A 23,636-nucleotide genomic window follows, 5' to 3' on the forward strand; every position below is an offset into this window, starting at 1 on the left:
CAAAGCCCCAACGCCATCGCGGGCCCCGGGGCAGGCCCACAGGTCTGCCCCGGGTTTTGTCAGCCCCAGGTGTCCGCCGTGATGCTGTCGTACCACCCCTGGGCGTAACGGGCCTCCTGGCGCCGGAAGGCATCGCTGGCTTCAGAGGGGCTCACGCCGCCTGAACCAGGTACCCCGGCGATACCGCCATTCTCGAAGCGATACACCGCCGCCACCGTGATGCCGTAATCGGGGCCGATCAGGCTGTAGCAGGTGTTCACCGTGGACAGCGGCAGCATGTCCTGATCGTTCATGGCCCGCACGATGGCCGCCGCCACCGCCTTGCCCTGGGTGTTGGCCGAGTGTCCCGACTTGGGCATGGCGCCGGCGATGCAGGCATCCCCGATCACGAAGATATCCTCGTGTCTCTCGGACCGGAAACTGAGCTGATCCACCGGGCACCAGCCCGTGTCGTCTGCCAGGCCGGCCTCCCGGGCGATGGCACCCGCCTGCTGTGACGGCACGAAGTTGAGTACGTCGGCGCGGAAGCGGGTCAGTCCCCCGTCCGAATACACGGTGCGTGTCTCGGGGTCCACCTGCTCCACCTGGCCACCCTGGGAACTGGGCACCCATTCGATCATGTCCCCGTAGAGGCGTTCCCAGCCGGCCATGAACAGACCCTGCTTGGAGAAGTTCTCCTTGTTATCAAGGATGATGACCTTGGAGCGGGGTTTGTGCTGCTTGAAGTAGTGGGCCACCATGCTGGCCCGCTCATAGGGCCCTGGGGGGCAGCGGAAGGGATTGCCCGGAGCCACCAGCACGAAGACCCCGCCATCGTCCATGGCGCGCAACTGATCTCTGAGGATGCGGGTTTGCTCACCCGCTTTCCAGGCATGGGGGATGTCCCGGGAGACCGCCTCGCTGTAGCCTTCCACTGCGTCGAAGCGGAAGTCGATCCCCGGGGAGACCACCAGTTTGTCGTAGGAAAGGGTGTCTCCCCCGGCCAGGCGTACCTGCCTGGCATCGGGATCAATGGCAGTGACCGTATCCTGCACGATATTCACGTCGTGCCGGTCCCTCAGCGCCCCGTAGGTCTGCGCGATGTCGTCCATTTCGGCCAGGCCGCCGAGCACCCAGTTCGAGCCAAAGCAGGTATGGTAAGTGGCCTTGGGCTCCACCAGGGTGACCTGAATGCCGGGGTTGAACCGTTTCAGGTATTTGGCCGTGGTGGCGCCTCCGGGGCCGCCCCCCACAACCACCACGTTGGGGCCGCGACGGCGCGCTCCCGGCATGGTGCCGCAGGCGGCCAGTGCAGTGGCGGCTCCCCCGGCCCCCAGTGCACGGAGAAAGTTTCTGCGTGAAAATCGCTGTTGCATGATGTGAAGCCCCCTGCTTGTTATTGTCGGCTCAGGTATTCGGCGATGAGTTCGATTTCCTCATCGGTGTAGCCGGTGGCATGACGATCCATGACCGTGGCCGGACGCCGGCCATCACGGAAGGCCTTCATCTGATTGATCATGATCTCGGGGGGATACCCGTAGATGCTGGGCATGGATCCGGCGCTGTGTCCGTCGGTGCCATGGCAGGCAAAGCAGGTGGTGGCCATCAGTTCGCCCCGGGTGACGTCCGCCTGGACTACCGATACGGCGCCGATGGCAGCCAGGGCAAGGGTGGCGGATGTAATGTGTTTGCGTATCATGACGGGCAAGCTTCTCCAGGTGTTTGGTCTTCTCGTCTGAGGCGGCCGACCCTTGGGTGGCTACCTAAATTCAATATCAGCATATCCTTAGAAGCAATCCGGGTCCAATCGCGAATTACTTGCGATGGATCAATATATAGCCAGGTATGGCGATTGATCCAATATGGATAAATGAGGTTATAAGAACCTATTGTCATGAATGCCCTGTCCGCCAAGTTGCCGGACCGTGCCAGCCCTTGGGAGTCTTGAAGAGATGGAATCGGATCGGCGTCAGCATCCCCGTCTGCCAGTGGAGGTGGCGGTGGAATTGTTTCGTGAGGGTCGCCCCGCCCGCAGGGTTCAAACCCGTGATCTGAGCGGCAATGGCGTGTTGCTGCTGGTCGCAGGTGAGGATGCCCCGGTGATGGGGGAGCGGATCCAGGTGCGTGTGGAGGGTGCCCTGGGGGATGGTGAGGCACCGCCCCTGGTTCATGGGCGTGTGGTGCGAGTGGGTGATCGTGAGGTGGCCGTGGCGTTCATTGATGAATGAATGCCCGCATCAATACCGCCCGGGCGTGCCGGCGGGCCTGACCTTGAACCGCTTGTAACTCCACATGTACTGCTCGGGACATTGCCGTATGAGCGCCTCGACCGCCTGATTCACTGCTGTTGCGGCCACCTGCGGGTCCTGGTCGTAAATGGCCTCCGGCGCCGGGATGCACCGGTATCGATAGCCCAGGCCCCGGGGCAGGCGTTCGGCAAAGGCGAAGACCACCGGCGTGTGGCGGTGGGCCGCCAGCTTGGGCAGCAGGGTCATGGTCATGGCTGGCTGGCCAAAGAAGGGTGCAAACACCCCCTGAGCCCCCTTGGGGGTCTGATCCGGCAGCATGCCGACGATTTCCCCCCGGGCCAGGGCTTCCTTGATCAGGCGGATGCCGCGGCGGTCCGTGGGTACCAGTTGGGCACCGGTGGCCTGGCGCGCCTCCCGCAGGGGGGCATCCAGGGCCTGCATGCGTGGCGGGCGGTAGAGGTTGGTCATGGGGCCGAAGCTCACGGCCTGTAATCCGGAATATTCCCAACTGCCCAGATGCGGCGATACGAAGAAGGCCCCCCGACCCTGTGTCAGGGCCTCGGTCAGGTGCGCTTCGCCCTCGCCGGCCTGGCGCAGGGCCGCGATCCGTTGCGGCCCTGCATGCCACAGCCAGGGGGCTTCCGTGAGGGTCTTGCCCGTTTCCATCAGGCTGGCCCGGGCCACGCGCCGATGCCAGCCGGCGTCCTGCTCGGGAAAACACAGTCCCAGATTGATCAGCGACACGCGCCGAAGGTCAGTACGCAATCCCCAGGCAAGCCACCCCAGGCCCGCCCCCAGGGCGTGATTGACCCTCAGAGGCAGGCGGGCCAGCAGGGCGAAGGCCAGCCGGATCAGGGCTTCCATGAAACAACCGCCTCCGTTGGGTTGGCGGCGCCAGGTGCGTCGGCCTCATCCGCCTGGGGCACGTCATCCAGGCCCACGGACATCAGCGGCATCAAGGTGCGCACCAGGCTCTTGAAGAGATGGGGGTTATCGGCCTCCTCCCGGGCCAGCAAGGCCTTCATGCGCGGGCGTTGGGTGGGCGTGCCGTAGCGGGTGGGACAGTTCTCGTCCTGGATGGGCAGTGCGGCGGCGTGGGCAAAATCCTGGATCTGACGCTCTCGCGCATAGACCAGTGGGCGGATCACCCGCAGGTCACCGCTTTCAATCCGGTAATGAGCCTTCATGGTCTTCAGGCGCCCTCCGTTGAAGGCGCTCATGAGAAAACTCTCGGCCAGGTCATCCAGGTGCTGGCCCAGCGCGATCGCCGTATATCCGTGCTCCCGGGCGGTGCGGTAGATCAGTCCACGGCGCATGCGCGAGCAGAAGGCACAGTAAGAATGGTTGTCCAGATGCTTTTCGGCCCGCTCCAGGATGGGCTCGCTCACGTAGTGGTAGGGCACCTTCAGGTCATCCAGATAGGGAATCAGCGCTCGTTTGTCGGTCAGGCCGGTCTGGGGGTCGATGGTGACCGCGCCCAGTTCAAAGTGCACCGGTGCCCGCGTCTGGAAATACAACAGAAGATGCAGCAGGGTGAGTGAATCCTTGCCTCCCGAGAGCCCCAGGAGCAGTCGATCCCCTTCGCGGATCATGCGAAAATCGCCGATGGCGCGGCCGGTGCAGCGGATGAGAGAGCGGGAAGGGCGTGTGGGCTGGGTCATGGCTGACCGACGATAACCACTGGGTGGGCGGTGGGCAAGCCCGGGGAAGACCGCTGCGTCTTGCGGGCAAAAAAAACCCTCGCCATCCCTGACGAGGGCCATGCCATCCTGGCATAAGGTGATTGAAGCGGCGTCCTTGCCTCCCAAGTGGATTCTTTCCACGCCTGGCTGGTTTCAATCCTTGATCCCGGCAATCCAGGGTTCCTTGCCCGGCGCGTCTTGCACCATGGGGAATATGATCCCACACGAAGTGTCGGGTCTGTAACGCCTGAAAAGCCCCTTTTTTGCCGTTTTGCGGGTTTTTTCTGTAAGGATTTTCCTACACGGCGTCGTCGCCCCGAAAACCCCCTGTTTTTGCTCCCTCACGCCAGTCGATGCCTGGTCTCATGGCGCTGCCCCAGGGCGCCGCCTGGCCGGGGCGTCAATGCCACCATTTCTTGAACTTTCCAACACATGGATCGTGTCATTACTTTTAAAATACGGGCCAGGATTTTCCCTTCAGCGGTGAGCGCCCATGCCCAGCGATCTTCTTTACCCCAGCATCCAGCCCCATGGTTCCCAGCACCTGAGCGTGGACAACACTCATCGTCTGTACCTGGAGGAGTGTGGCAACCGCTCGGGGTTGCCGGTGATCTTCCTCCATGGCGGGCCGGGCGCCGGTTGTGATGTGTGGCACCGGCGTTTCTTCGATCCCGCCCGGTACCGGATCGTGCTGTTTGATCAGCGAGGCTGCGGCCGTTCCACCCCTCACGCGAGCCTGGAGAACAACACCACCTGGGATCTGGTGGACGACATGGAGCGCATCCGCGAGCATCTGGGCATCGATCGCTGGGTCGTCTTCGGTGGTTCCTGGGGCTCCACCCTGGCCCTGGCCTATGCCCAGCGCCACCCGCAGCGGGTGCTGGGCATGATCCTGCGGGGGATCTTCCTGTGCCGGCCCCAGGACATCCAGTGGTTCTATCAGGACGGGGCCGGACGACTGTTCCCGGATTACTGGGAAGACTATTTGGAGCCCATTCCCGAGGCAGAGCGTGATGACATGGTGGAGGCATACTATCGTAGGCTCACCAGCGATGACGAGGTGGCGCGCATGGCGGCCGCCAAGACATGGTCTCAATGGGAGGGCCGGGCCGCCACCCTGACCACCGATCCACGCGTGGTGGCGCATTTCCAGGACCCTTATGTGGCCCTGAGTCTGGCCCGGGTGGAATGCCATTACTTCAAGCACCTGTGCTTTCTGGAGCCGGACCAGTTGCTCCGTGATGCCCATCTGCTCGCCGATATCCCGGGCACCATCGTGCATGGCCGTTACGATGTGGTCTGTCCCGTGGATCAGGCCTGGGGCCTGCACAAGGCATGGCCGGTGGCGGATCTGCATATCGTGCCCGATGCCGGTCACTCCGCCAGCGAGCCAGGCATCACCCGCGAACTGGTGGCCGCCACCAACGCCCTGGCGGATCGTCTGGCATGATCGGCCTGCTGCAGAGGGTGACGCGCGCCAGCGTGGAGGTGGACGGTCAAACAGTCGGGTCCATCGACGCAGGCCTGCTGGTGCTGGTGGGGGTGGAGCGGGGCGACGGCCCCGCCCAGGTCGAACGCCTGCTGGAGCGCCTGATGGGTTACCGGGTGTTCGAGGATGCCGAGGGTCGCATGAACCTGTCCGTCCGCGATATCCAGGGTGGCCTGCTGCTCGTACCCCAGTTCACCCTGGCCGCCGACACCCGCAAGGGCATGCGCCCCAGTTTCACCCCCGCAGCCCCGCCCGAGGAAGGAGAGCGTCTATTCAATGAGCTGGTGAGCCAGGCCCGTCACGCCTGGCCGCATGTCGCCACGGGCCAGTTCGGAGCCCATATGGCCGTCTCGCTCATCAATGATGGGCCGGTCACCTTGTCGTTGCGGGTTCCGCCCGCTGACCCTCACGCATGAAGGTGGTGAGTCACCCCTGATGCCGAAAAGCTGGTGAGGGCGACTCACCCAGACCCTCTCCCCTGGTGACCTTTTGATCGCCCCTGCTTGCGATTGATCAATAGTTACCCGGGCTCGTTTCGAATGACCTCATAAAAACACAGTGTAATCAATCCATTACCATTTATATGGTTTTGGCACGACTCCTGCTGTTCCTCTCACCGAAGGCTGGTCCGTCCGCTGAATCGCCCCCGAGCGACCCACTGCCGGGGGGGATCTCCAACAACAAAGGACCAGACATCAGAGGGGGAAGTAATGAGGCAATGGCTGATTTTGATCGTCGCGGCCGTGGCGCTGGCGACCGCGGGCCCGGCTACGGTCTGGGCGACCGAGGCGGATCCTGAACGACCGATCCGGGGAGTGGACAAGATCCCGGAGGTGGTGGTGGACCGCACCGCGCAGATCGAGGAGCACGTTCAGCGCATCTTCAATTCGCCCCACGCGTTCACGGCCGATGAGCGCACGCCGTTCTCCCAGGGCATGTGCAACGCCTGCCACGGCCCGGGGATGGAAACCCTCTTCAATATCGAAAAGGAGAGCCCCGAGCGTCTTAACCAGCCCTGCCTGAGCTGTCATGAAGAGGGGGCGCGTCGCCACTGGAAGGGCAGCACGCACGAATTCTCCGGCCTGGCCTGCGTGAACTGTCACGCCATGCACAACGAGCGCCCCAGGCTGCTCAAGGCCGACACCCAGATGGAGGTCTGCGGTAGCTGTCACCTGGACCGTCGGGCCGACTTCGGCAAACCCTCCCATCACCCGGTCCCGGAAGGGATCATGGAGTGCACCGACTGCCACAATCCCCATGGCACGCCCGGCCCCAACAAGCTGGTGGGGCACACGATCAACGAGACCTGTTTCAACTGCCACGCCGAGAAACGCGGGCCTTTCCTCTGGGAGCACAACCCGGTCCGGGAGTCCTGCGTGACCTGCCACGATCCCCATGGCTCCATTCATCGCCCCCTGCTTCAGGCTCGATCGCCCGGTCTGTGCCAGCAATGCCACCTGGGCACTCATTCCGACGTGGGTCTGAGTGCAGCCCGCATGGACTTCCGTGTACAGGGGCGCAGTTGCCTCAATTGCCACAGCCAGATCCACGGCACCAACCATCCCCGCGGCCATGTCTTCAAGGAGTGATGGCGCGGGTGACGGCAACCGGGGGACGAGAGGAGAACACCTCATGCATGCATCACGAAAGACGGCGCTGATCACGGGCCTGTGTGCCCTGGGTCTGATCCCTGTTCCGGCCTGGGCCCAGCCTGACGACGAAGTGCGCGAAGCCGCCCAGGAGGCCGCGGCGGCCATTGCCGATCGGCCGGGCGTGGAGCACACGGTGCGGCGGGCGGTTCGTCTGGGGCTGGGGTATCTGGATAACGACTCCGTCCGTCTGGGGCGCTTCACCGGAGTGAACGAGGAAGGGTGGTTTCTGGACATGGGCTTCCTGCTCCAGGGGCAGGATGCCCAGAACAGTGAAAGTGCCCGCTACTGGCGCCTGGAGGGCCGCAACCTGGGGCTGGATTCACGCAGCCTGCGTCTGGATGCCGGCGACCAGGGGCGTTACAGCAGCTTCTTTTACTACCGGGAAATCCCCAACACCCTCTACCGGAATCTGGGCACCCCGTATCGGGGCAGTGGGTCCGGCAATCTGCGCCTGCCCGAGGACGGCGGGCGGGAAGTGGCCGACGCCTTCCTGACCGAGCGCACCCTGGGCACCTCGCGCCAGGGCCTGGGCGCCGGTGGACGAGTCAACCTGGATACCCGCTGGCGAGCCAGCACGGCCGTGCATCACGAGCGCAAGGACGGAACCATCATCCGCGGCGTGAACAACAATCACTTCTGGACCCAGGAGCGTTCCTCCCTGGTGCCGGTGCCGGTGGATTACGAGACCACCCGGTTCGAGGCGGATGTCACCTATGACGGTGACGAACTCCAGGGCCGTCTGGGTTACCAGCTATCCGTCTTCTCGCAGCGGGACGGTCGCAGCCTGGACGTGCCCGATGCCACGCGCCCGGACTGGTCGGGAGCGGGGGATGCGGTGGGCACCGTCAGCCTGGAGCCGGACAATCAGTTCCACCAGGTGACCGGTTCGCTGGGCTACAGCTTCAGCGATACCGGTCGTGTGGGGGCAGACGTGGCCCTGGGACGCATGACCCAGGATGAACGTTTCGTCGAGGATGTGGCGGGGCTGCCCGGATCACTGAACGGACGCATCAACACCACGCTGGTAAACCTTCGAGCCAGTGGTCGGCCCCATCCGCGCGTCAACCTGAGGGCCGGTTATCGCTACGACGACCGGGACAACCGCACCAATGCCTACGAATACGAACTGGATAACCGTGTGGTGGCCACCCGCCCGGTCAGCTACACCCAGAACCGCTACCACCTGGATGCCAGCTACCGGGTGCAGGACCGTACTCACCTGAACCTGGGCGTGGTCCGGGACGAGCGTGAACGCACCTTCTCCGACCGCAAGGATACCGACGAGACCGCCTACCGGATCGGCGTGCGCAGCCGGGCACTGCCCCGAACCAGCCTCAACGTGGAACTGGGCTACGCCGAACAGCGGGGTTCCCAGTACGAGCGCGAGACCGGCCCCGAAGAGTTGCGTCAGTATTATCTGGCCGACCGGGACCGGCGTACCGCCAGCGCCTATGCCAGCTTTCACGTCACCGACCGCATCCAGGTGACCCCGCGCGTGCAGTGGATCGACGATGACTACACCCGCTCGGAACTGGGCCTGCAGCAGGCCGAACGCCAGGTGTGGGCCGTGGACCTGTCCTGGGTGCCCACTGATCGGATCACCACCTACGGCTTCTATGCCTATGAACGCACCGAGGCCCGCCAGGCGGGACGCGAGGCTCTGGCGTTTGCCGACCCCCGAAACTGGCGTTCCGACCGTGACGACGAGTCCGTCACCCTGGGGGTGGGGGGCGAGTACGACCTGAGGCCCGACCGGTTCACTGTGGGCGCCGAGGTCCTGCATGTGGAAACCTCCGGACGCCTGCGCACCCTGGTGGAGGGCGGCGGAGGGGGTGTTTATCCCAGCCTGGATAGCCGACTCACCCAGTTCAGCCTCTACGGGGATTACAGGGTGAACGAGAACCTGGATTTCCGTCTGCGCTACATGGTGGAGCGCTACCGCGAGAAGGACTGGGGAGTCGATGGCGTGGGCGTGACCGGCGTGGGCAACCTGATCCTGCTGGACCAGGATAGCCCCGATTACACCACGCATCTGATCGCCGGCGCCCTGCGCTACCGGTTCTGAAAACAACAAAGACCCTCTCCCGCTGACTGGGAGCGGAGTCACTTGATAGCCCCTTTCCCGCTGGCGGGAGAGGGGTTGGGGTGAGGGCCACACACCATGTCTTACCAACAACACTCAGGCAACGCACGCCAACCCTGGCCGCAAGACCGTCAAGACCCGGAGGTGGGGAGCATGTCATCCATGACCGATGATTTCATCCGATCACGATCGGCGAACCGGCGTACGCCACGCGCCCTGGTCACCCTTTTGCTGGCGACCCTTGCCCTGATCCTGGCGGGTTGTCTGCCCAGCGACGACGGCTTCGATGGTTCAGTGGATGAACCCACCACCACGCCCGTGGCCACCGCGCCGGCGGAGGGGCTTGGTCTGAGCATTACCAGCGCCAGCGTCGAGGACGGACACCCGGTGGTGGAGTTCACACTCCTGGACGATACGGGCGTCCCCATCACGGATCTGGACAATGCCAGCTTCACCTTCGCCAAGCTGGCACCGCGTAGTCGGTATGGTGTGGGTTACGACTGGGTGAACTACATCACTCGGGAAAGGCAGGTGAATCCCACGGGCTGGGCGCACGCCGTTTCCGACAACAACCCCGACGGCGCTCCCATGTTCGGCAATGCCATCCAGGGGGCCGTGGAGAACAGCAACAACGGCACACTCGAGAACCTGGGCAATGGCGAGTATCGCTATACCTTCAGTCTGGATGTGACCAACGCGGAGCGAACCATCACGGGCGACAATCTGGAAAACCTGTGGCGTTGCGTCGACGACGGTTCGCACAGTGGACATGCGTTTTCGGACGACCTGGAAACCGATGTGCGCTGCACCTGGGCCGACGGCACCACACTGCCCCGAGGCGTGCGCATCGAGGGCTCCGGCGACACCCTCACCTATACGGTGGATTACAATCCGGACTGGACCCACCGCGTCGGCATGCAACTGGGCGGCGGCCTGCCCGCCACCAACGCTTGGTTTGATTTTATACCGGCCACCGGCGAGACCCCCATGCACGGCGTGGACGCCACCCGCGACATCATCTCCCTGGAGAGTTGCAACACCTGTCACGACGGCACCCTGGCCAAGCATGGCGGCAATCGGGTGGAGCCCCAGTACTGTGTCACCTGCCACAATCCGGGCAGTGTCGATCCGGTCAGCGGCCGCAGCGTCGACTTCAAGCAGATGGTGCACAAGATCCATCGGGGCGGGACCCTGCCCAGTGTGCAGGCGGGCGTGCCTTACTTCATCCGGAACAACGATTTCAGCAACCTGCGTTTCCCGCAGGCCGTGCATGAGAATCAGACGGTGGCACCCGCAGGCAACTACGTCAGTCATGGTGTCGATCGGGCGGGTGAACCCTTGGGCCGCACCTATTCCTATGGCATCGACAACTGCGTGAAATGCCATATGGGCCAGGACACCCATGACGAGCTGGTGCTGCTGGCCGGAGGCGAGGACCGCCTGGCCCGTCAACAACTGGCCGTGGTCACCCCGGATGGGGACAACTGGCATGAGGGCAGCGCCCGCACCGTGGAAGTGTGTGCCTCCTGCCATGACAACGTCTATTGGTACGACGACAGCAAGGATGATGAGCGCTTGCCGGCCCTGATGGCCCAACGTTTCGGGGCCAGCACAGCGGGTTACCGGGGCGACTGGAGGAGTGGGCACCGCGCAGGCTTCACCGGCGATGAATGGCGCGGTGGTATGTCGTTCGGGGCGCATCACGAGGGCCAGAGCCTGTTTGATACGAACAATGAGTGTGGCAGCTGCCATAACAACGTGGACGGACCTGACACCGAGAACATTGGACTGCGTGGAATCGCTCAACCTCGCAACTTCCCGTTTCCCCACGTCAATATGAACCGTGCCCACCTCAGCTTCACCCGCGCTGCCATCCGTCAGGATCAACTCACCATTGAGTTCGGCTCCGAAGGGGCCGCCCTGGATCGCGAGCAGGGCACGATCAGATTCCGTCTGCGGGTGCGTGATGATGGCCAAAACACCTTCCTGCGTCACGATGACAACGCCCGTTTCCAGCTGGGTTTTGTCATAGGCTGGCGGGAACAGAATGCCTCCGGGCTCATCTCCGCAGACTATACCCAATCCACCCACCCCAACTGGCCTGGAAGGACCGAGGATGTGGGCTGTAATGAGGCCTGCTGGAGCGATGATGGTAATGACACCTCATTGATCATCAATGAGGCTAGCAACGGCTATTACGAGGTGACCTATACGCTGTCGGCCGAGGCGGCGGCGAACCTGCCCGAGCATGGCGTGGGCACCGTGGCGGTGCAAAATCAGGTGGTGCCCCTGGATGAGCTGGGGGATGTGGAAAGCGTCTGGGACGACGGTCGCACCCCACTGGTCAACGCCCTGCACCGCACCACCGAGTTCGCCATCGGCAACGCCGTGGCCGAGCCCCGGCGCAAGGTGGTGGATGTGGAGGAAACCTGTCGCTCCTGCCACATTCGCTTTGCCAAGCATGGCGGCAATCGTCGCAACAGCCCGGAGCTGTGCGTGCTCTGTCATAACCCGAGCAATACGGATATCTCGGCAGGTACCCAGCCCTTCATCACCTTTGGCCGCCTGGGCAATCTCGGGATCTACGACCGCAAGTTCGAGGAGTCCAAGGACTTCAAGCGCATGATCCACCATGTCCACCGCGCACAGATGGGCGGTGACGGGATTCAGCTTCGCGATAATGTCTTCGGCGGTCCGCTGGACCGGGATACACCGGCAGGTGCATGGGACCCACAAGGTCCTTGGGACGGCGAGGCTCACTTCCCGGGCAGTGTGGGCAACTGCAACACCTGCCACGTGGAGGACAGCTACCAGCTGCCCCTGCAGGCGGGCGTGATCGGCTCCAGCATCCGCACCTTCGACTGGGATAACGCCAACTTCACCAACGCTGGAACCGGTCAGTTCGGTGCCGACAACAACGTGACGGATATCCACCAGCACGAACGGTTCAGTCCCATCGCCTCGGTCTGCACCTCCTGTCATACCGACGAAGCCTGGCTGCGTGACCATATCCTGCAGCGCGGTGGCTCCGTCACGGCCACCCTGGACAACCCGGACCCCATGCAGGAGGGCTGCGCCAATTGTCATGGCCCGGGCGGTGAGGCCGATATCAGCCGGGTACATGACGTGCGCCCCCGCTAAGGCCGGCTGAGCGATCCTCCAGGCCCCATGAGGGGTCTCCTGAGCCCCCTCGCCCGTAATGCGCCAGGGGGCTCTTTTTTGCTCGAGACGCCCAGCCTGGATGCAACCGGCGCTTGACCCCTAAAGCCACTCTGGCTATACAGGTATTTCCATTGATAATAATCAATGTGTCTTATCGGTGCGATCCTCATGCTTATACCGTAAAGGCACAAACATAAGCCATGCGGTAGTCAGCAGACGTGGCGGGGCCAGGAGGAGAGCGATGGATACCATGACCGGCAATGTCATGCTGATCGGTTGGCACGGCCACGAGTGCAGGAAACTGGAGCGCTGGTTGCGTGAACAGGGCCTTGTGTTCAACCATGCGCGCCCGGAAGACGTGGTTGCTGCGGAGCGCGCCTCAGTGGCACTCGTTCGGGAGAGCGGGGCAGAGGCTCCGGGGTTGCCACGTCTTGAAGCCGTCATGGAATCCAGCAGGGCCCAGCCGACCATTCTGGTGGGGGATGGGCTTGCGCCCGAACAGGTGATCCTCGCCGCCCGACTGGGCGCCCTGGATGTGCTGACCGAACCTCTGTGCCGCGACCAACTCAGGAAGGCCATCGGCGAGGCCCGCATGAGCTGCCTGGACAGCACCGACGCGGACGTGCTGCGGGAGGATTGCCCGGCGATACTCGGCACGTCTTCGCAGATCCTCAGTGTTTACAAGCAACTGGGTGTTGCCGCCTCCAACGATCTCAACGTGCTTCTCACGGGAGAAACGGGGGTGGGCAAGGAGGTTTCCGCCCATTGCATACATCGTCATTCCGTCCGGGCCCATCAGCCCTATGTGGCCATCAACTGCACCGCGATACCCGAAGGGCTGCTGGAGGCGGAGATGTTCGGTTATGCCCGTGGAGCCTATACCAACGCGATTGCGGATGGTGTGGGCCGGATCGAGTCGGCCCACGGGGGCACGCTGCTGCTGGATGAGGTGGGCGACATGCCCATGGCCTTTCAGGCCAAGTTGTTGCGCTTCCTGGAGGACCGGCAGTTCCATCGTCTGGGCGACTCCGAGCCCCGGGCCGCCGATGTACGCGTCATTGCCGCCACCAACCGCGATCTGGAGCAGGACGTGGAGGCTGGGCGATTCCGCCGAGATCTCTATTATCGGCTTTCTCAGTTACCCATCCACATCCCGGCACTGCGCGAACGGACCGACGATGTTCGGGCCCTGCTGCGCGCCTTTGTGTCGGACGCCAACCTGAAGTTGGGTCTGCATATTACCGACATCTCCGAGCAGGCTCAGGCGGAGGCGGTGGCCTATCACTGGCCCGGGAACGTGAGGGAGCTAAAGAACATCGTCTATCAGGCCGCGGTACGTACCCGGGTAGGTCGCATCGACCATCTTCCACTGTTCCCTGGGACCCATACGCAAGGAGGCGACGATACCTGCTCCGAAACGGCCCTGGCAGCGCTGATTCAGCGTGCCATTGCGGGTGGGCGGGTGAGGGAAATGCTGGAGGAAGTGGAGGGGCGCGCATTGCAATCCCTGCTGGAGGCCTTCGCGGGCAACCGAAGTCGGGTGGCCGAGGAGTTGGGCATGTCACGCAATACGCTGCGCGCCCGCCTGAGGCTGCACGGGCTGCAGGTGGAGAGCCAGTAGCCGCGTCAACAAGCGGGGGCTTGATCTCCCGGAAGGGAGAAAGCCTTCAGTTTCCCTGGGGCTGATCGCCCTCGCACTGGCCCGGGCAGTTCCGGAGTTCTTCCACGGGCTGGGCGCCGGCCACCACCTGCAGGCCTTCCAGGTCGAAAATGGTGATCAGCTTGCGGTTCACCTCGATCAGGCCGGCACTCTGGAACCGGGTGAACAGCCGGCTCACGGTCTCCACCGCCAGGCCAAGGTAATTGGCAATGTCGTTGCGGGACATGGTGAGGTTGAATTCGGTGCGGGAGAAGCCGCGCATGCCCAGGCGGGTGGACAGGCTCAGGAGGAAAGCTGCCAGGCGGGCGTCGGAGGCCTTCTTGCCCAGCAGCATCATGAATTGCTCGTCGGTCTGGATCTCGCGACTCATGATGCGGAACAGCTGGTGCTGCAGCCCCGGGATGCGCACGGAGAGTTCCTCCAGGCGATCGAAGGGGATCTCGCAGATGCTGGTGGTTTCCAGGGCGCGGGCGGCGCAGGGGTGGACGCCGTCACTGATGGCATCCAGCCCCAGCAACTCGCCGGGCAGGTGAAAGCCCGTGATCTGTTCCTGGCCATCGTCGGTGAGGGTGTAGGTCTTCACCGTGCCGGAGCGCACTGCGTAGATGGAGTGCAATCGGTCACCCGGTCGGTACAGGTGATCCTTGCGTTGCAGTGGGCGGCGGCGGTTGATGATTCGCTCCAGCATCTGGAGCTCCTCATCTCCCACTCCAAGCGGCAGACAAAGGTCATGGAGGCTGCAACTCTTGCAGGCCTGCTTGAGACTGCCGAGGTCAAGAATCTTCGGGGCCGACATGTCGGTTCAACCACTCCCGCGGTGCAATGACCGCCTGAACACAACCGAAGTCAATATTGCACTTTTTTGGCACCTTACCGAAGGTGGGTGCCCAAGACAAGCAAGATGCGAATTTGTTCCCCACTGTGTTGGCGCCGGCTGTGTTAGGATGCCGCTTTACCCATCGGTCTGTCTTAGCCATGAATCCCCGCACAGCTCAGATCAAGCGAGATACCCTGGAAACCCGCGTCGACGTGCGCCTGAACCTGGACGGTCAGGGCCGCGGCGAGTTCGCCACGGGCGTTCCCTTCCTGGACCATATGCTGGATCAGGTGGCCCGCCATGGCTGCCTGGACCTGAGCATCCAGGCCGAGGGGGACCTGCACATCGACGCCCACCACACTGTCGAAGATGTGGGCATCACCCTGGGTCAGGCCTTTGCCGAGGCCCTGGGGGACAAGCAGGGCATCCGTCGCTACGGCCACGCCTATGTGCCGCTGGATGAGGCCTTGTCGCGGGTGGTGGTGGACTTTTCCGGTCGCCCGGGCCTGGAGTATCACGTGGAGTACCCCCGTGCCCGCATCGGTGACTTCGATGTGGACCTGTTCGAGGAGTTTTTCCACGGTTTTGTGAACCATGCCCGTGTCACCCTGCACCTGGACAGCTTGCGGGGGCACAACGCCCACCACGTGGCCGAGACCCTGTTCAAGGCGTTTGGGCGTGCCATTCGCATGGCCGCCGAGCCGGATCCCCGCATGCAGGGGGTGACACCCTCCACCAAGGGCAGCCTGTAAATCCTTCCCAAGACCTTGCTGAAGATCCTGATCCCATGAAATTTGTCGCAGTGGTCGATTACGGCATGGGCAACCTGCGTTCCGTGGTCAAGGCCCTGGAACATGTGGCCCCCGCCGATACCCGGGTGCGTCTGGTGGAAGGCGCCGATGACATCCTCGAGGCAGACCGGGTGGTCTTCCCCGGCCAGGGGGCAGCCCGGGATTGCATGGCGGCGCTGCGGGATCGGAAACTCATCCCCGTGCTCACCGAGGCGGCGACCACGCGCCCCTTCCTGGGTATCTGCATGGGCCTGCAGGTGCTCATGGACCGAAGCGACGAAAATGGCGGCACCGATTGTCTGGGGCTGATCGCCGGTGGCGTGCGCCGTTTCGAGGATCATCAGGTGGACGCGCAGGGCCAGCGTCTCAAGATCCCGCACATGGGCTGGAATCAGGTTCACCAGACCCGTGCCCATCCCTTGTGGGAAGGCATCGATCAGGACAGCCGCTTCTATTTTGTGCACAGCTATCACGTGGTGCCCGCCAGTTATCAGGTGGTGGCTGGCACCACGCAGTACGGCCTGCCGTTTGCGTCGGCCGTGGCCCAGGACCATATCTTTGCCATCCAGTGTCACCCGGAAAAAAGTGCCGCCCCGGGTCTGACCCTGCTGAAGAACTTCATGCATTGGACCGGCGGCGTTTAGAGACCAACCCAGGGGATTGTGATCATGCTGGTGATTCCGGCCATCGACCTGAAAGAAGGCAAGTGCGTGCGCCTGCGCCAGGGGCGCATGGATGACTCCACGGTATTTTCCGAAAACCCGGTGGACATGGCTGCCCGCTGGGTGGACGAGGGCGCCCGACGCCTGCACCTGGTGGATCTGGACGGGGCCATTGCCGGCAAGCCCCGCAATGCGGACATCATCAGCGAGATCGTCAACCGCTTCCCGGACCTCCCGGTGCAGGTGGGCGGCGGCATCCGCGATGACGACACCGTGCAGGTCTATCTGGATGCCGGCGTGCAGTGGGTGATCATCGGCACCAAGGCGGTCAGTGCGCCCCACTTCGTCAACGACCTCTGCCTGGAATTCCCCGGCCGCATCATCGTCGGCCTGGACGCACGCAACGGCAAGGTGGCCATCGACGGCTGGTCCAAGCTCTCCCATCACGATGTGGAGGATATGGCCCAGCACTTCGAGCAGGATGGCGTGGCCGGCATCATCTTCACCGACATCTCCCGGGACGGCATGATGCAGGGCGTGAATGTCGACTCCACGGTGAGTCTGGCCCGCTCGGTCAAGGTGCCCGTGTTTGCCTCCGGCGGCGTCACGTCCATCGAGGACATCCGCCGCCTGTGTGAAGTGGCCCACGAGGGTATCGACGGCGTCATCGTGGGGCGTGCCCTGTATGAGGGCGGCGTGAAACTCTCCGAGGCCCAGGCTCTGGTGGATCAGCATGCCAGCGGCTGAGGAGGGCGCAAGCCGATGCTAGCCAAGCGCATCATTCCTTGCCTGGACGTGGACAGCGGTCGGGTGGTCAAGGGCGTGAACTTCGTGGACATCCGCGATGCGGGTGACCCGGTGGAGGTGGCGCGGCGCTACGACGCCGAGGGCGCTGACGAAATCACCTTTCTGGATATCACCGCCAGTTCCGACGAGCGCGAGACCATCGTCCACGTGGTGGAACAGGTGGCTGAGGAGGTCTTCATCCCCCTGACCGTGGGCGGCGGCATCCGCAAGGTGGACGACATCCGTCGCCTGCTCAACGCCGGTGCTGACAAGGTGTCCATCAACACGGCGGCCGTGTTCAACCCGGATTTCGTGCGCGAGGCAGCCGACAAGGTGGGTTCCCAGTGCATCGTGGTGGCCATTGATGCCAAGCAGGTCTCCGCGCCGGGCGAGCCCTTGAGATGGGAGATCTTCACCCATGGTGGCCGCAAGCCCACCGGCCTGGATGCCATCGAATGGGCCCAGCGCATGGTGGCCAACGGTGCCGGCGAGATCCTGCTCACCAGCATGGACCGCGACGGCACCCGCCAGGGCTTCGATCTGCCCCTGACCCGGGCCATCTCCGATGCGGTGAGCGTCCCGGTGATCGCCTCCGGTGGGGTGGGCGAGTTGCAGCACCTGGTGGATGGCGTCACCGAGGGGCACGCCGATGCGGTGCTGGCGGCCAGCATCTTCCATTTTGCCGAGCACACGGTGGAGGAGGCCAAGCAGTTCATGCGGGCCCAGGGCGTGGAAGTCCGGCTCTGACCGGGGATGAGGGGCAGCGGCGGGCAGCTTGCACGGGTTTGCCCCTCAATCCCCCCCAAGACACTCAGTAACCTGGGGCCTACAGCCCCCATGGCTCAGGACTCATGACACAGAATCCTCTAGACATCATCCGCTGGAACGACCAGGGCCTGATCCCGGTCATCGCCCAGGAGAAGGGCACCGGCCAGATCCTCATGATGGCCTGGATGAATCGCGAGGCCCTGGCGCAGACCCTGGAAAAGCGCGAGGCCGTTTATTGGTCCCGCTCCCGGGGCCGACTGTGGCACAAGGGCGAGAGCTCCGGGCATGTGCAGGTGGTGCATGACATCCGCCTGGACTGCGATTACGACGCCCTGCTGCTCACCGTGGAACAAAAGGGTGGCATCGCCTGCCACACCGGCCGGCATCACTGCTTCTTCAACCAATACCGGGACGGCCACTGGGTGGACGTGGACCCGGTGCTCAAGGACCCCGACGCCATCTACGGGGGAGGCAAGTCCCATGAGTGATGATCGCGTGCTGGAGCAACTGGCCCAGGTGCTGGAGTCGCGCAAGGGCGCCGACGCCTCCAGCTCCTACGTGGCCAGCCTGTATGCCAAGGGGCTGGACAGCATCCTCAAGAAGGTGGGCGAGGAGGCCACGGAGACCGTGGTGGCCGCCAAGAATGGCGAGCCGGATCAACTGGTCCACGAGATGGCCGACCTGTGGTTCCACAGCCTGGTCCTGCTGGCCCACCAGGGCCTCGGCCCGCAACAGGTGCTGGCCGAACTGGAACGCCGCTTCGGCCTCTCGGGCCTTGAGGAAAAGGCCAGCCGCCAGGGCTAAGCCCATAGGATGGGCGACCTGAAGGGGTGGTTTCTGGTATAACCGGCATATCGGCGCCTGCATTCAGGCATCCTCAAAGTCATCAGGAGGCAACACATGGGTTTTGGCGGCATCAGCATCTGGCAATTGCTCATCATTCTGGTCATCGTGGTCCTGCTGTTCGGCACCAAGAAGTTGCGCAACATGGGCGGCGATCTGGGCAGCGCCATCAAGAACTTCCGGCAGTCCGTCAAGGACGGTGAAACCGAGGGCGACACCACCGCCGGCAAACCGGGCGAGCCCGAAGAAGGCAAGCCCCTGGAAGACCAGGGCGGTCGCGTATTCGACTCCCAGGCGACCGAAGAAAAGCCCAAGGAAGGCGAACGCCAGTCCTGAAACAGCTCCTGGGCCGCCCCACGGGGCGCCCCACGGCCACCCTCAAACGTCGGTTGACGCGCGCGCATGTTCGATTTCGGATTCTGGGAACTGATCATCATCGCCCTGGTGGCGCTCCTGGTCGTGGGTCCGGAGCGCCTGCCCAAGCTGGCCCGCGAGATCGGGCGCTGGGTGGGCAAGATCAAACGCTTCGTCAGCAGCGTGCGCTCGGATATCGAGCAGGAACTGCGCACCGACGAGCTCAAGGCGATGCTTCAGGACCAGGAAAAGGAAATCAATCGCCTCAAGACCATGATGGAAGATACCGAGCAGGACCTGCGCCGCGAAGTGGACAAGACCCAGCACAAGGTCAAGTCCATGGAGGAAGAGATCAAGGAAGACGGCAGCGGAGACTTCCCCAAGCCCGCCGACCAGATCAAGGCCAGGGAAGAGGGTAACGCATCCCGCAACGGAAACGATCCAGACAAGCCGGCGAAGTCCCAAGATGAATCAAAAGTCTGAATCCGCCCAACCCGGCGAGGAGGGGGAGGGCACCCTCCTTTCGCACCTGTTTGAACTGCGCACGCGACTGCTGCGCAGCGTGCTGTGCATCCTGGTGGTGTTCCTGGCCCTGTTCCCGTTCGCCAACACCATCTACACCTATCTGGCCGGGCCGCTGATGGCCCACCTGCCGGAAGGCGCCAGCATGATCGCCATCGAGGTGGCCGCGCCCTTCCTGATCCCCTTCAAGCTGGTGCTGATGCTGGCCATCGTCATCTCGGTGCCCTTTCTGCTCTACCAGGCCTGGGCCTTCATCGCGCCGGGCCTGTACAAGCACGAAAAGCGCCTGGCGGTGCCGCTGCTGGTGTCCAGCACCCTGCTGTTCTACCTGGGGATGGCCTTCGCTTACTTCGTGGTCTTCCCGCTGATCTTTGCCTTCTTCACCGCATCCGCCCCGGAAGGCGTGGCGGTGATGACGGACATCTCCCGTTATCTGGATTTCATCATCCTGCTGTTCCTGGCCTTTGGCATCGCCTTCGAGGTGCCCATCGCCACCATCCTGCTGGTGGCCATGGGGTTGACCACACCCCAGCAATTGGCGGCCAAGCGCCCCTATGTGATCGTGGGCGTTTTCATTGTCGGCATGGTGCTCACACCGCCGGACATCATCTCCCAGACCCTGCTGGCGCTGCCCATGTGGGTGCTGTTCGAGATCGGTATCATCCTCTCCCGCATCATGATCAAGAAGAAGGCCGAGGCCGAGGACAGGGATCCCGGCGATGCAACCGATGGTCCCCTGTCCGAGTCCGATATGGATGAAGAACTCGACCGTGCCGAGGCCGAGGAACGTCGCAATCGTCAACGACAGGACACCTGAATGTCGCAGTCATCCCCGAACACCCCCCGTCGTCCCACTCTGTTGATCATCATGGACGGCGTCGGGGTCAATCCCGGTAAACTCAACAACGCCTTCCATGATGCCAACACCCCGCGCCTGGACGGCTTCCTCGCCCGGAATGCCCATACGGTGATCGAGACGGCAGGTCGTGCAGTGGGGCTGCCGGATGGACAGATGGGCAACTCCGAGGTAGGGCACCTGACACTGGGTTGCGGCAGCGTGATCCGTCAGGATCTGGTGCGAATTGATGATGCCATCGACGATGGCAGCTTCGCGGAGAACGACGCCCTGGTGGCGGCAGCCAAGGCCGCCAAATCCGCTGGTCGACCCCTGCATCTGGTGGGCCTGGTGTCCGATGGTGGCGTGCACAGTCATACCCGGCATCTGCATGCGCTGATCCGGCTGTGCGGCCAGCACGGCGTCAAGCCCATGGTGCACATGATCACCGATGGCCGTGACACCGCTCCCAAGGCCTCCCCCAACTACCTGCCGGAACTGGAAGCCGTGCTCAAGGAGGTGGGTGGTAGCATCGCCACGGTCAGCGGTCGCTATTACGCCATGGATCGTGACAAGCGCTGGGATCGCGTGCAGCTGGCTTTCGATGCCATGGTGCATGGCAAGGGCGTGAAGGCATCCAATGCCCGCGCCGCCCTGAACGGTGCCCACGAGGCCGGCGAGACCGACGAATTCATCAAGCCGCGGGTGATCCAGAAGCAGGGCACCATCAAGGAGGGTGATTCGGTGGTGTTCTTCAACTTCCGCAACGACCGGCCGCGTCAGCTCACGGCGGCCCTGAGCCAGGCCGGATTCGAGCACTTCGAGCGGGGAAGCTTCCAGCCCGTCACGGTGACCTGTCTCACCCTGTACGACGCCCAGTTCGATCTGCCCGTGGCCTTCCCCCCTGAGCGCCCGGAGCTCACCCTGGCCCAGATCATCAGCCGTCAGGGTCTCAAGCAGTTCCACTGCGCCGAGACCGAGAAATACGCTCACGTCACCTTCTTCTTCAATGGGGGTGTGGAGGAACCGGCCGAGGGTGAGGACCACGTCATGATCCCGTCGCCTCAGGTGGCCACCTACGACCTGAAACCGGAGATGAGTGCGCCGGAAGTGGCCGACGCCACCATCAAGGCGCTGGAGAGCGGTCAGTACGACTTTGTGTTGGTGAACTTCGCCAATGGCGACATGGTGGGCCACACGGCGGTGTACGAGGCGGTGGTGGCCGCCGTTGAGGCCGTGGATACACAAGTGGGCCGGGTGCTGGATGCGGCCATTGAACAGGGCTACTCAGCCATCGTGACCGCTGACCATGGTAACTGCGAGGAACTGATCGACCCGGTGACCGGTGAGCCCCACACCCAGCACAGCATGTATCCCGTGCCCTGCATGATCATCGACCAGGAGCGCTGGCGCCTGATGACCGGCGCCGGGTTGAGCGCCATTGCCCCCACGGTGCTGCAACTGATGGGGCTGGAGCAGCCGGAGCAGATGACGGGGCGATCCCTGCTGCTGGAATCGCTGCCTGACTGATGCTCAGCCTGCGTCGGGTTTGCTCGCCTCACGGCAATAGAAATACACCAGATTGTCGGGGTTATCCGTGAGCGGGCGACCCAGGCTCAGGTAGCCCGAGCCCTTGAGCGGAATGGTCTCCTGATGAATCAGTCGCTCCTCGCCCGAGGGTTGCTGCAGATAAGTGCCGTTGAGGCTTTGCTCGATGAGCATGAAGCGTCCGTCGCGATGGACAATGCGGGCATGCTCCCTGGAGACGTGATCCTGCGGAACCACCAGGTCGCAGGTGTTGCGCCGGCCCAACAGGAAGTCATCCTTGCCCTCGTAGAGATTGACCACCACGTCCTGGTAATGTAGGAGCAGGCTTCGCCCCTTTAGATTACGCAGTGCCGGGGATGAGCGTTGTGCCGTGTCCAGCACGGAGCCGGTTTGCCTTGGCGGCCTGGATGTAACCGCCTCGGCCTCTGCCAGTGGGCCGTTGCCGTTGCTGGCGCGCCGATCCAGCTGGCGACGCCGGTTGCGGGTGACCCACACCCCCTGGCTGTCCCTGAACGGGTAGGAGGGGCGTGAGTCATAGCGCCGCCGTTCTCCCTTCCTCCTGATGTCCATGTGCCTGCCTTCTGATGTCATCAGACTTTGACCGTTGGCAGAGTATAAACCAAAGCTCAAGTTCCACGTTGTGACGGACCTCGATGCGTATTGCCAATGCGTAAGCGCGTGATAGCATCGGGACCTCAAGACCCTCTCTTTCACACGGTCACTCTCCATGTTCAGTGTGTCCAGCCTTGCTGGCCCGGGGCGCTTCAGGCCCAAGCCGAATGATCTGACCCGCCTTGCGCCCTGGGTGACGCTGGCACTGGTGATCCTGTTGGCCTGGTCCCTGGCTCGCGTGACCTGGGACATGGTGGCCCCCTCATCGGCACCCATGTCGGCTGCTGCGTCTGCCCGCCCGGAGTCGCCTCCGATCATCACTCAGGAGCGCCGGGATGATGGTCTGGAGCGTGTGGCCCGGCTGAGTCTGTTTGGTGAGGCCGAGCGCACCGTGGAGTCGCCGCCTGTTCCCACCGAAGCCCCGGAAACCCGCCTGCGCTTGAGCCTCAAGGGTGTGATCGCCTTTGCTGATCCCGGCCTGGGTGTGGCCCTTATTTCCGGAGAGGGCACGGATGAAAGACATTATCTGGTGGGTGCCTCCCTGCCTGGCAATGCCACCCTGGAACAGGTCTTTGCGGACCGGGTGATCCTCTCCCGCCAAGGCCGTTTCGAGATGCTGCGACTGCCCCGGGAGCAGATGGGGGAGGCTGCGGTGCAGCGAGGCGCCTCAAGGCCCACGGTCTCACAGATCGAATCATCCGATGGCAGGGCGCCCGTGGACGCGGGGCTGGCGGCGGATCTTGCCGCACGCCGTGACAACTGGCTGGAGAATCCCAACCGCTTCATGGAGGCGGTACGCATCCGCCCGGTAATGGAGCAGGGCAGCATCAAGGGCTTTTCCATCGCTCCCCGGCGCGATGCGGCCCTGTTCCGTCAGGCCGGGTTGAGGCCGGGGGACGTGGTCACCGCCATCAATGGCGTGGCCGTGGGGAGTATCGATGATCCACAGGCCCTGGCCGGGCAACTGTCCGAGGCACGTGAGGTCACCCTGGAAGTGGAACGGCAGGGGCGGGTGATGACGGTGACACTGCCCCTGGGTTCATGAAGGTCGCCCGTGAGACAACCGACCCGGACCCATGCCCACGCCATCCCGACATCGGACAAGAGGACGCAACGTGCTAATTGATTTTCGGCCATGGCCT

At 63.5% G+C, this 23,636-nt stretch carries 23 protein-coding genes and 1 pseudogene; 18 read left to right on the forward strand and 6 right to left on the reverse strand.

Going from position 1 to position 23,636, the window contains the following annotated elements; all coding sequences use genetic code 11:
- Positions 1-59: 59 nt before the first annotated feature.
- Positions 60-1,355 carry an NAD(P)/FAD-dependent oxidoreductase gene (locus LPW30_RS01970; RefSeq protein WP_238624738.1) on the reverse strand — a complete coding sequence of 432 codons (1,296 nt, stop codon included), beginning with the start codon at positions 1,353-1,355 and terminating at the stop codon, positions 60-62.
- Between the two features lie 20 nt (positions 1,356-1,375).
- Entirely contained in the window at positions 1,376-1,678 is a 303-nt protein-coding gene (locus LPW30_RS01975; protein WP_025283023.1) for a c-type cytochrome, read from the reverse strand.
- A 253-nt stretch (positions 1,679-1,931) separates the two neighbouring features.
- Here LPW30_RS01975 and LPW30_RS01980 point away from each other — a divergent pair, with 253 nt between their 5' ends.
- On the forward strand, positions 1,932-2,207 hold the full coding sequence (locus tag LPW30_RS01980; protein ID WP_025283022.1) for a PilZ domain-containing protein: 276 nt from the start codon (positions 1,932-1,934) through the stop codon (positions 2,205-2,207).
- Between the two features lie 9 nt (positions 2,208-2,216).
- Here LPW30_RS01980 and LPW30_RS01985 read toward each other — a convergent pair whose 3' ends face one another.
- Both LPW30_RS01985 and LPW30_RS01990 read right to left on the reverse strand, forming a co-directional pair.
- Positions 2,217-3,092 (reverse strand): lysophospholipid acyltransferase family protein, encoded by an 876-nt coding sequence (locus tag LPW30_RS01985; protein WP_239679932.1) that lies wholly within the window; start codon positions 3,090-3,092, stop codon positions 2,217-2,219.
- Positions 3,080-3,889 (reverse strand): PP-loop family protein, encoded by an 810-nt coding sequence (locus LPW30_RS01990; protein WP_239679933.1) that lies wholly within the window; start codon positions 3,887-3,889, stop codon positions 3,080-3,082. The genes LPW30_RS01985 and LPW30_RS01990 overlap by 13 nt, the downstream gene beginning before the upstream one ends.
- A gap of 514 nt (positions 3,890-4,403) precedes the next feature.
- On the opposite strand from LPW30_RS01990, the gene pip reads away from it, so the two are divergent.
- The 6 genes from pip to LPW30_RS02020 all read left to right on the forward strand — a co-directional run bounded on the left by pip (position 4,404) and on the right by LPW30_RS02020 (position 13,917).
- A complete protein-coding gene (gene pip, locus LPW30_RS01995; protein ID WP_239679934.1) occupies positions 4,404-5,360 on the forward strand; it encodes a prolyl aminopeptidase in 957 nt (318 codons plus the stop codon).
- Entirely contained in the window at positions 5,357-5,815 is a 459-nt protein-coding gene (dtd, locus tag LPW30_RS02000) for a D-aminoacyl-tRNA deacylase (RefSeq protein ID WP_239679935.1), read from the forward strand. Before pip ends, dtd begins: the two co-directional genes overlap by 4 nt.
- Positions 5,816-6,109: 294 nt before the next feature.
- Entirely contained in the window at positions 6,110-6,988 is an 879-nt protein-coding gene (locus LPW30_RS02005) for a DmsE family decaheme c-type cytochrome (protein WP_239679936.1), read from the forward strand.
- 43 nt (positions 6,989-7,031) lie between these two features.
- Positions 7,032-9,116: an MtrB/PioB family decaheme-associated outer membrane protein gene (locus LPW30_RS02010; RefSeq protein ID WP_239679937.1), complete on the forward strand. Its 2,085-nt coding sequence runs from the start codon at positions 7,032-7,034 to the stop codon at positions 9,114-9,116.
- Between the two features lie 171 nt (positions 9,117-9,287).
- Positions 9,288-12,275, forward strand: a complete 2,988-nt coding sequence (locus LPW30_RS02015; RefSeq protein WP_239679938.1) for an OmcA/MtrC family decaheme c-type cytochrome — start codon at positions 9,288-9,290, stop codon at positions 12,273-12,275.
- Positions 12,276-12,537: 262 nt separating this feature from the next.
- The gene (locus tag LPW30_RS02020) at positions 12,538-13,917 is read left to right on the forward strand and encodes a sigma-54 interaction domain-containing protein (RefSeq protein WP_239679939.1); all 1,380 of its coding nucleotides are present in this window, start codon (positions 12,538-12,540) and stop codon (positions 13,915-13,917) included.
- A gap of 46 nt (positions 13,918-13,963) precedes the next feature.
- Here LPW30_RS02020 and fnr read toward each other — a convergent pair whose 3' ends face one another.
- Positions 13,964-14,752, reverse strand: a complete 789-nt coding sequence (fnr, locus tag LPW30_RS02025; protein ID WP_025280402.1) for a fumarate/nitrate reduction transcriptional regulator Fnr — start codon at positions 14,750-14,752, stop codon at positions 13,964-13,966.
- A gap of 179 nt (positions 14,753-14,931) precedes the next feature.
- Between fnr and hisB the strand changes: the two genes are divergently transcribed.
- From hisB to gpmI, 10 genes and pseudogenes are all read left to right on the forward strand, one after another.
- Positions 14,932-15,525: an imidazoleglycerol-phosphate dehydratase HisB gene (hisB, locus tag LPW30_RS02030; protein WP_025280403.1), complete on the forward strand. Its 594-nt coding sequence runs from the start codon at positions 14,932-14,934 to the stop codon at positions 15,523-15,525.
- 35 nt (positions 15,526-15,560) lie between these two features.
- A complete protein-coding gene (hisH, locus tag LPW30_RS02035) occupies positions 15,561-16,208 on the forward strand; it encodes an imidazole glycerol phosphate synthase subunit HisH (RefSeq protein WP_238624745.1) in 648 nt (215 codons plus the stop codon).
- 24 nt (positions 16,209-16,232) lie between these two features.
- A complete protein-coding gene (gene hisA / locus LPW30_RS02040; RefSeq protein WP_025280405.1) occupies positions 16,233-16,973 on the forward strand; it encodes a 1-(5-phosphoribosyl)-5-[(5-phosphoribosylamino)methylideneamino]imidazole-4-carboxamide isomerase in 741 nt (246 codons plus the stop codon).
- Between the two features lie 15 nt (positions 16,974-16,988).
- The gene (gene hisF / locus LPW30_RS02045; protein WP_025280362.1) at positions 16,989-17,759 is read left to right on the forward strand and encodes an imidazole glycerol phosphate synthase subunit HisF; all 771 of its coding nucleotides are present in this window, start codon (positions 16,989-16,991) and stop codon (positions 17,757-17,759) included.
- Positions 17,760-17,863: 104 nt separating this feature from the next.
- Positions 17,864-18,268: a phosphoribosyl-AMP cyclohydrolase gene (hisI, locus tag LPW30_RS02050; RefSeq protein WP_239679940.1), complete on the forward strand. Its 405-nt coding sequence runs from the start codon at positions 17,864-17,866 to the stop codon at positions 18,266-18,268.
- Positions 18,261-18,584, forward strand: coding sequence for a phosphoribosyl-ATP diphosphatase (locus tag LPW30_RS02055; RefSeq protein ID WP_025280364.1), 324 nt, complete (start codon positions 18,261-18,263; stop codon positions 18,582-18,584). Before hisI ends, LPW30_RS02055 begins: the two co-directional genes overlap by 8 nt.
- Before the next feature lie 96 nt (positions 18,585-18,680).
- Positions 18,681-18,959 (forward strand): twin-arginine translocase TatA/TatE family subunit, encoded by a 279-nt coding sequence (gene tatA / locus LPW30_RS02060; RefSeq protein WP_025280365.1) that lies wholly within the window; start codon positions 18,681-18,683, stop codon positions 18,957-18,959.
- Positions 18,960-19,025: 66 nt separating this feature from the next.
- Positions 19,026-19,460 carry a Sec-independent protein translocase protein TatB gene (gene tatB, locus LPW30_RS02065; RefSeq protein WP_238624748.1) on the forward strand — a complete coding sequence of 145 codons (435 nt, stop codon included), beginning with the start codon at positions 19,026-19,028 and terminating at the stop codon, positions 19,458-19,460.
- Positions 19,444-20,235: pseudogene (tatC, locus tag LPW30_RS02070) on the forward strand (twin-arginine translocase subunit TatC); the annotation flags it as partial. The gene tatB and the pseudogene tatC, both read left to right, overlap by 17 nt.
- Before the next feature lie 81 nt (positions 20,236-20,316).
- Complete coding sequence (gpmI, locus tag LPW30_RS02075; protein ID WP_239679941.1) at positions 20,317-21,864, forward strand: 2,3-bisphosphoglycerate-independent phosphoglycerate mutase; 1,548 nt, start codon at positions 20,317-20,319, stop codon at positions 21,862-21,864.
- A 3-nt stretch (positions 21,865-21,867) separates the two neighbouring features.
- On the opposite strand, the gene LPW30_RS02080 is transcribed toward gpmI, so the two are convergent.
- On the reverse strand, positions 21,868-22,452 hold the full coding sequence (locus LPW30_RS02080) for an FHA domain-containing protein (RefSeq protein ID WP_239679942.1): 585 nt from the start codon (positions 22,450-22,452) through the stop codon (positions 21,868-21,870).
- Between the two features lie 157 nt (positions 22,453-22,609).
- On the opposite strand from LPW30_RS02080, the gene gspC reads away from it, so the two are divergent.
- Positions 22,610-23,539 (forward strand): type II secretion system protein GspC, encoded by a 930-nt coding sequence (gspC, locus tag LPW30_RS02085; protein WP_239679943.1) that lies wholly within the window; start codon positions 22,610-22,612, stop codon positions 23,537-23,539.
- The last annotated feature ends 97 nt before the right edge of the window (positions 23,540-23,636 follow it).

It is taken from the genome of Ectothiorhodospira variabilis (assembly GCF_022227625.1).
Classification (GTDB): Bacteria; Pseudomonadota; Gammaproteobacteria; order Ectothiorhodospirales; family Ectothiorhodospiraceae; genus Ectothiorhodospira; species Ectothiorhodospira haloalkaliphila.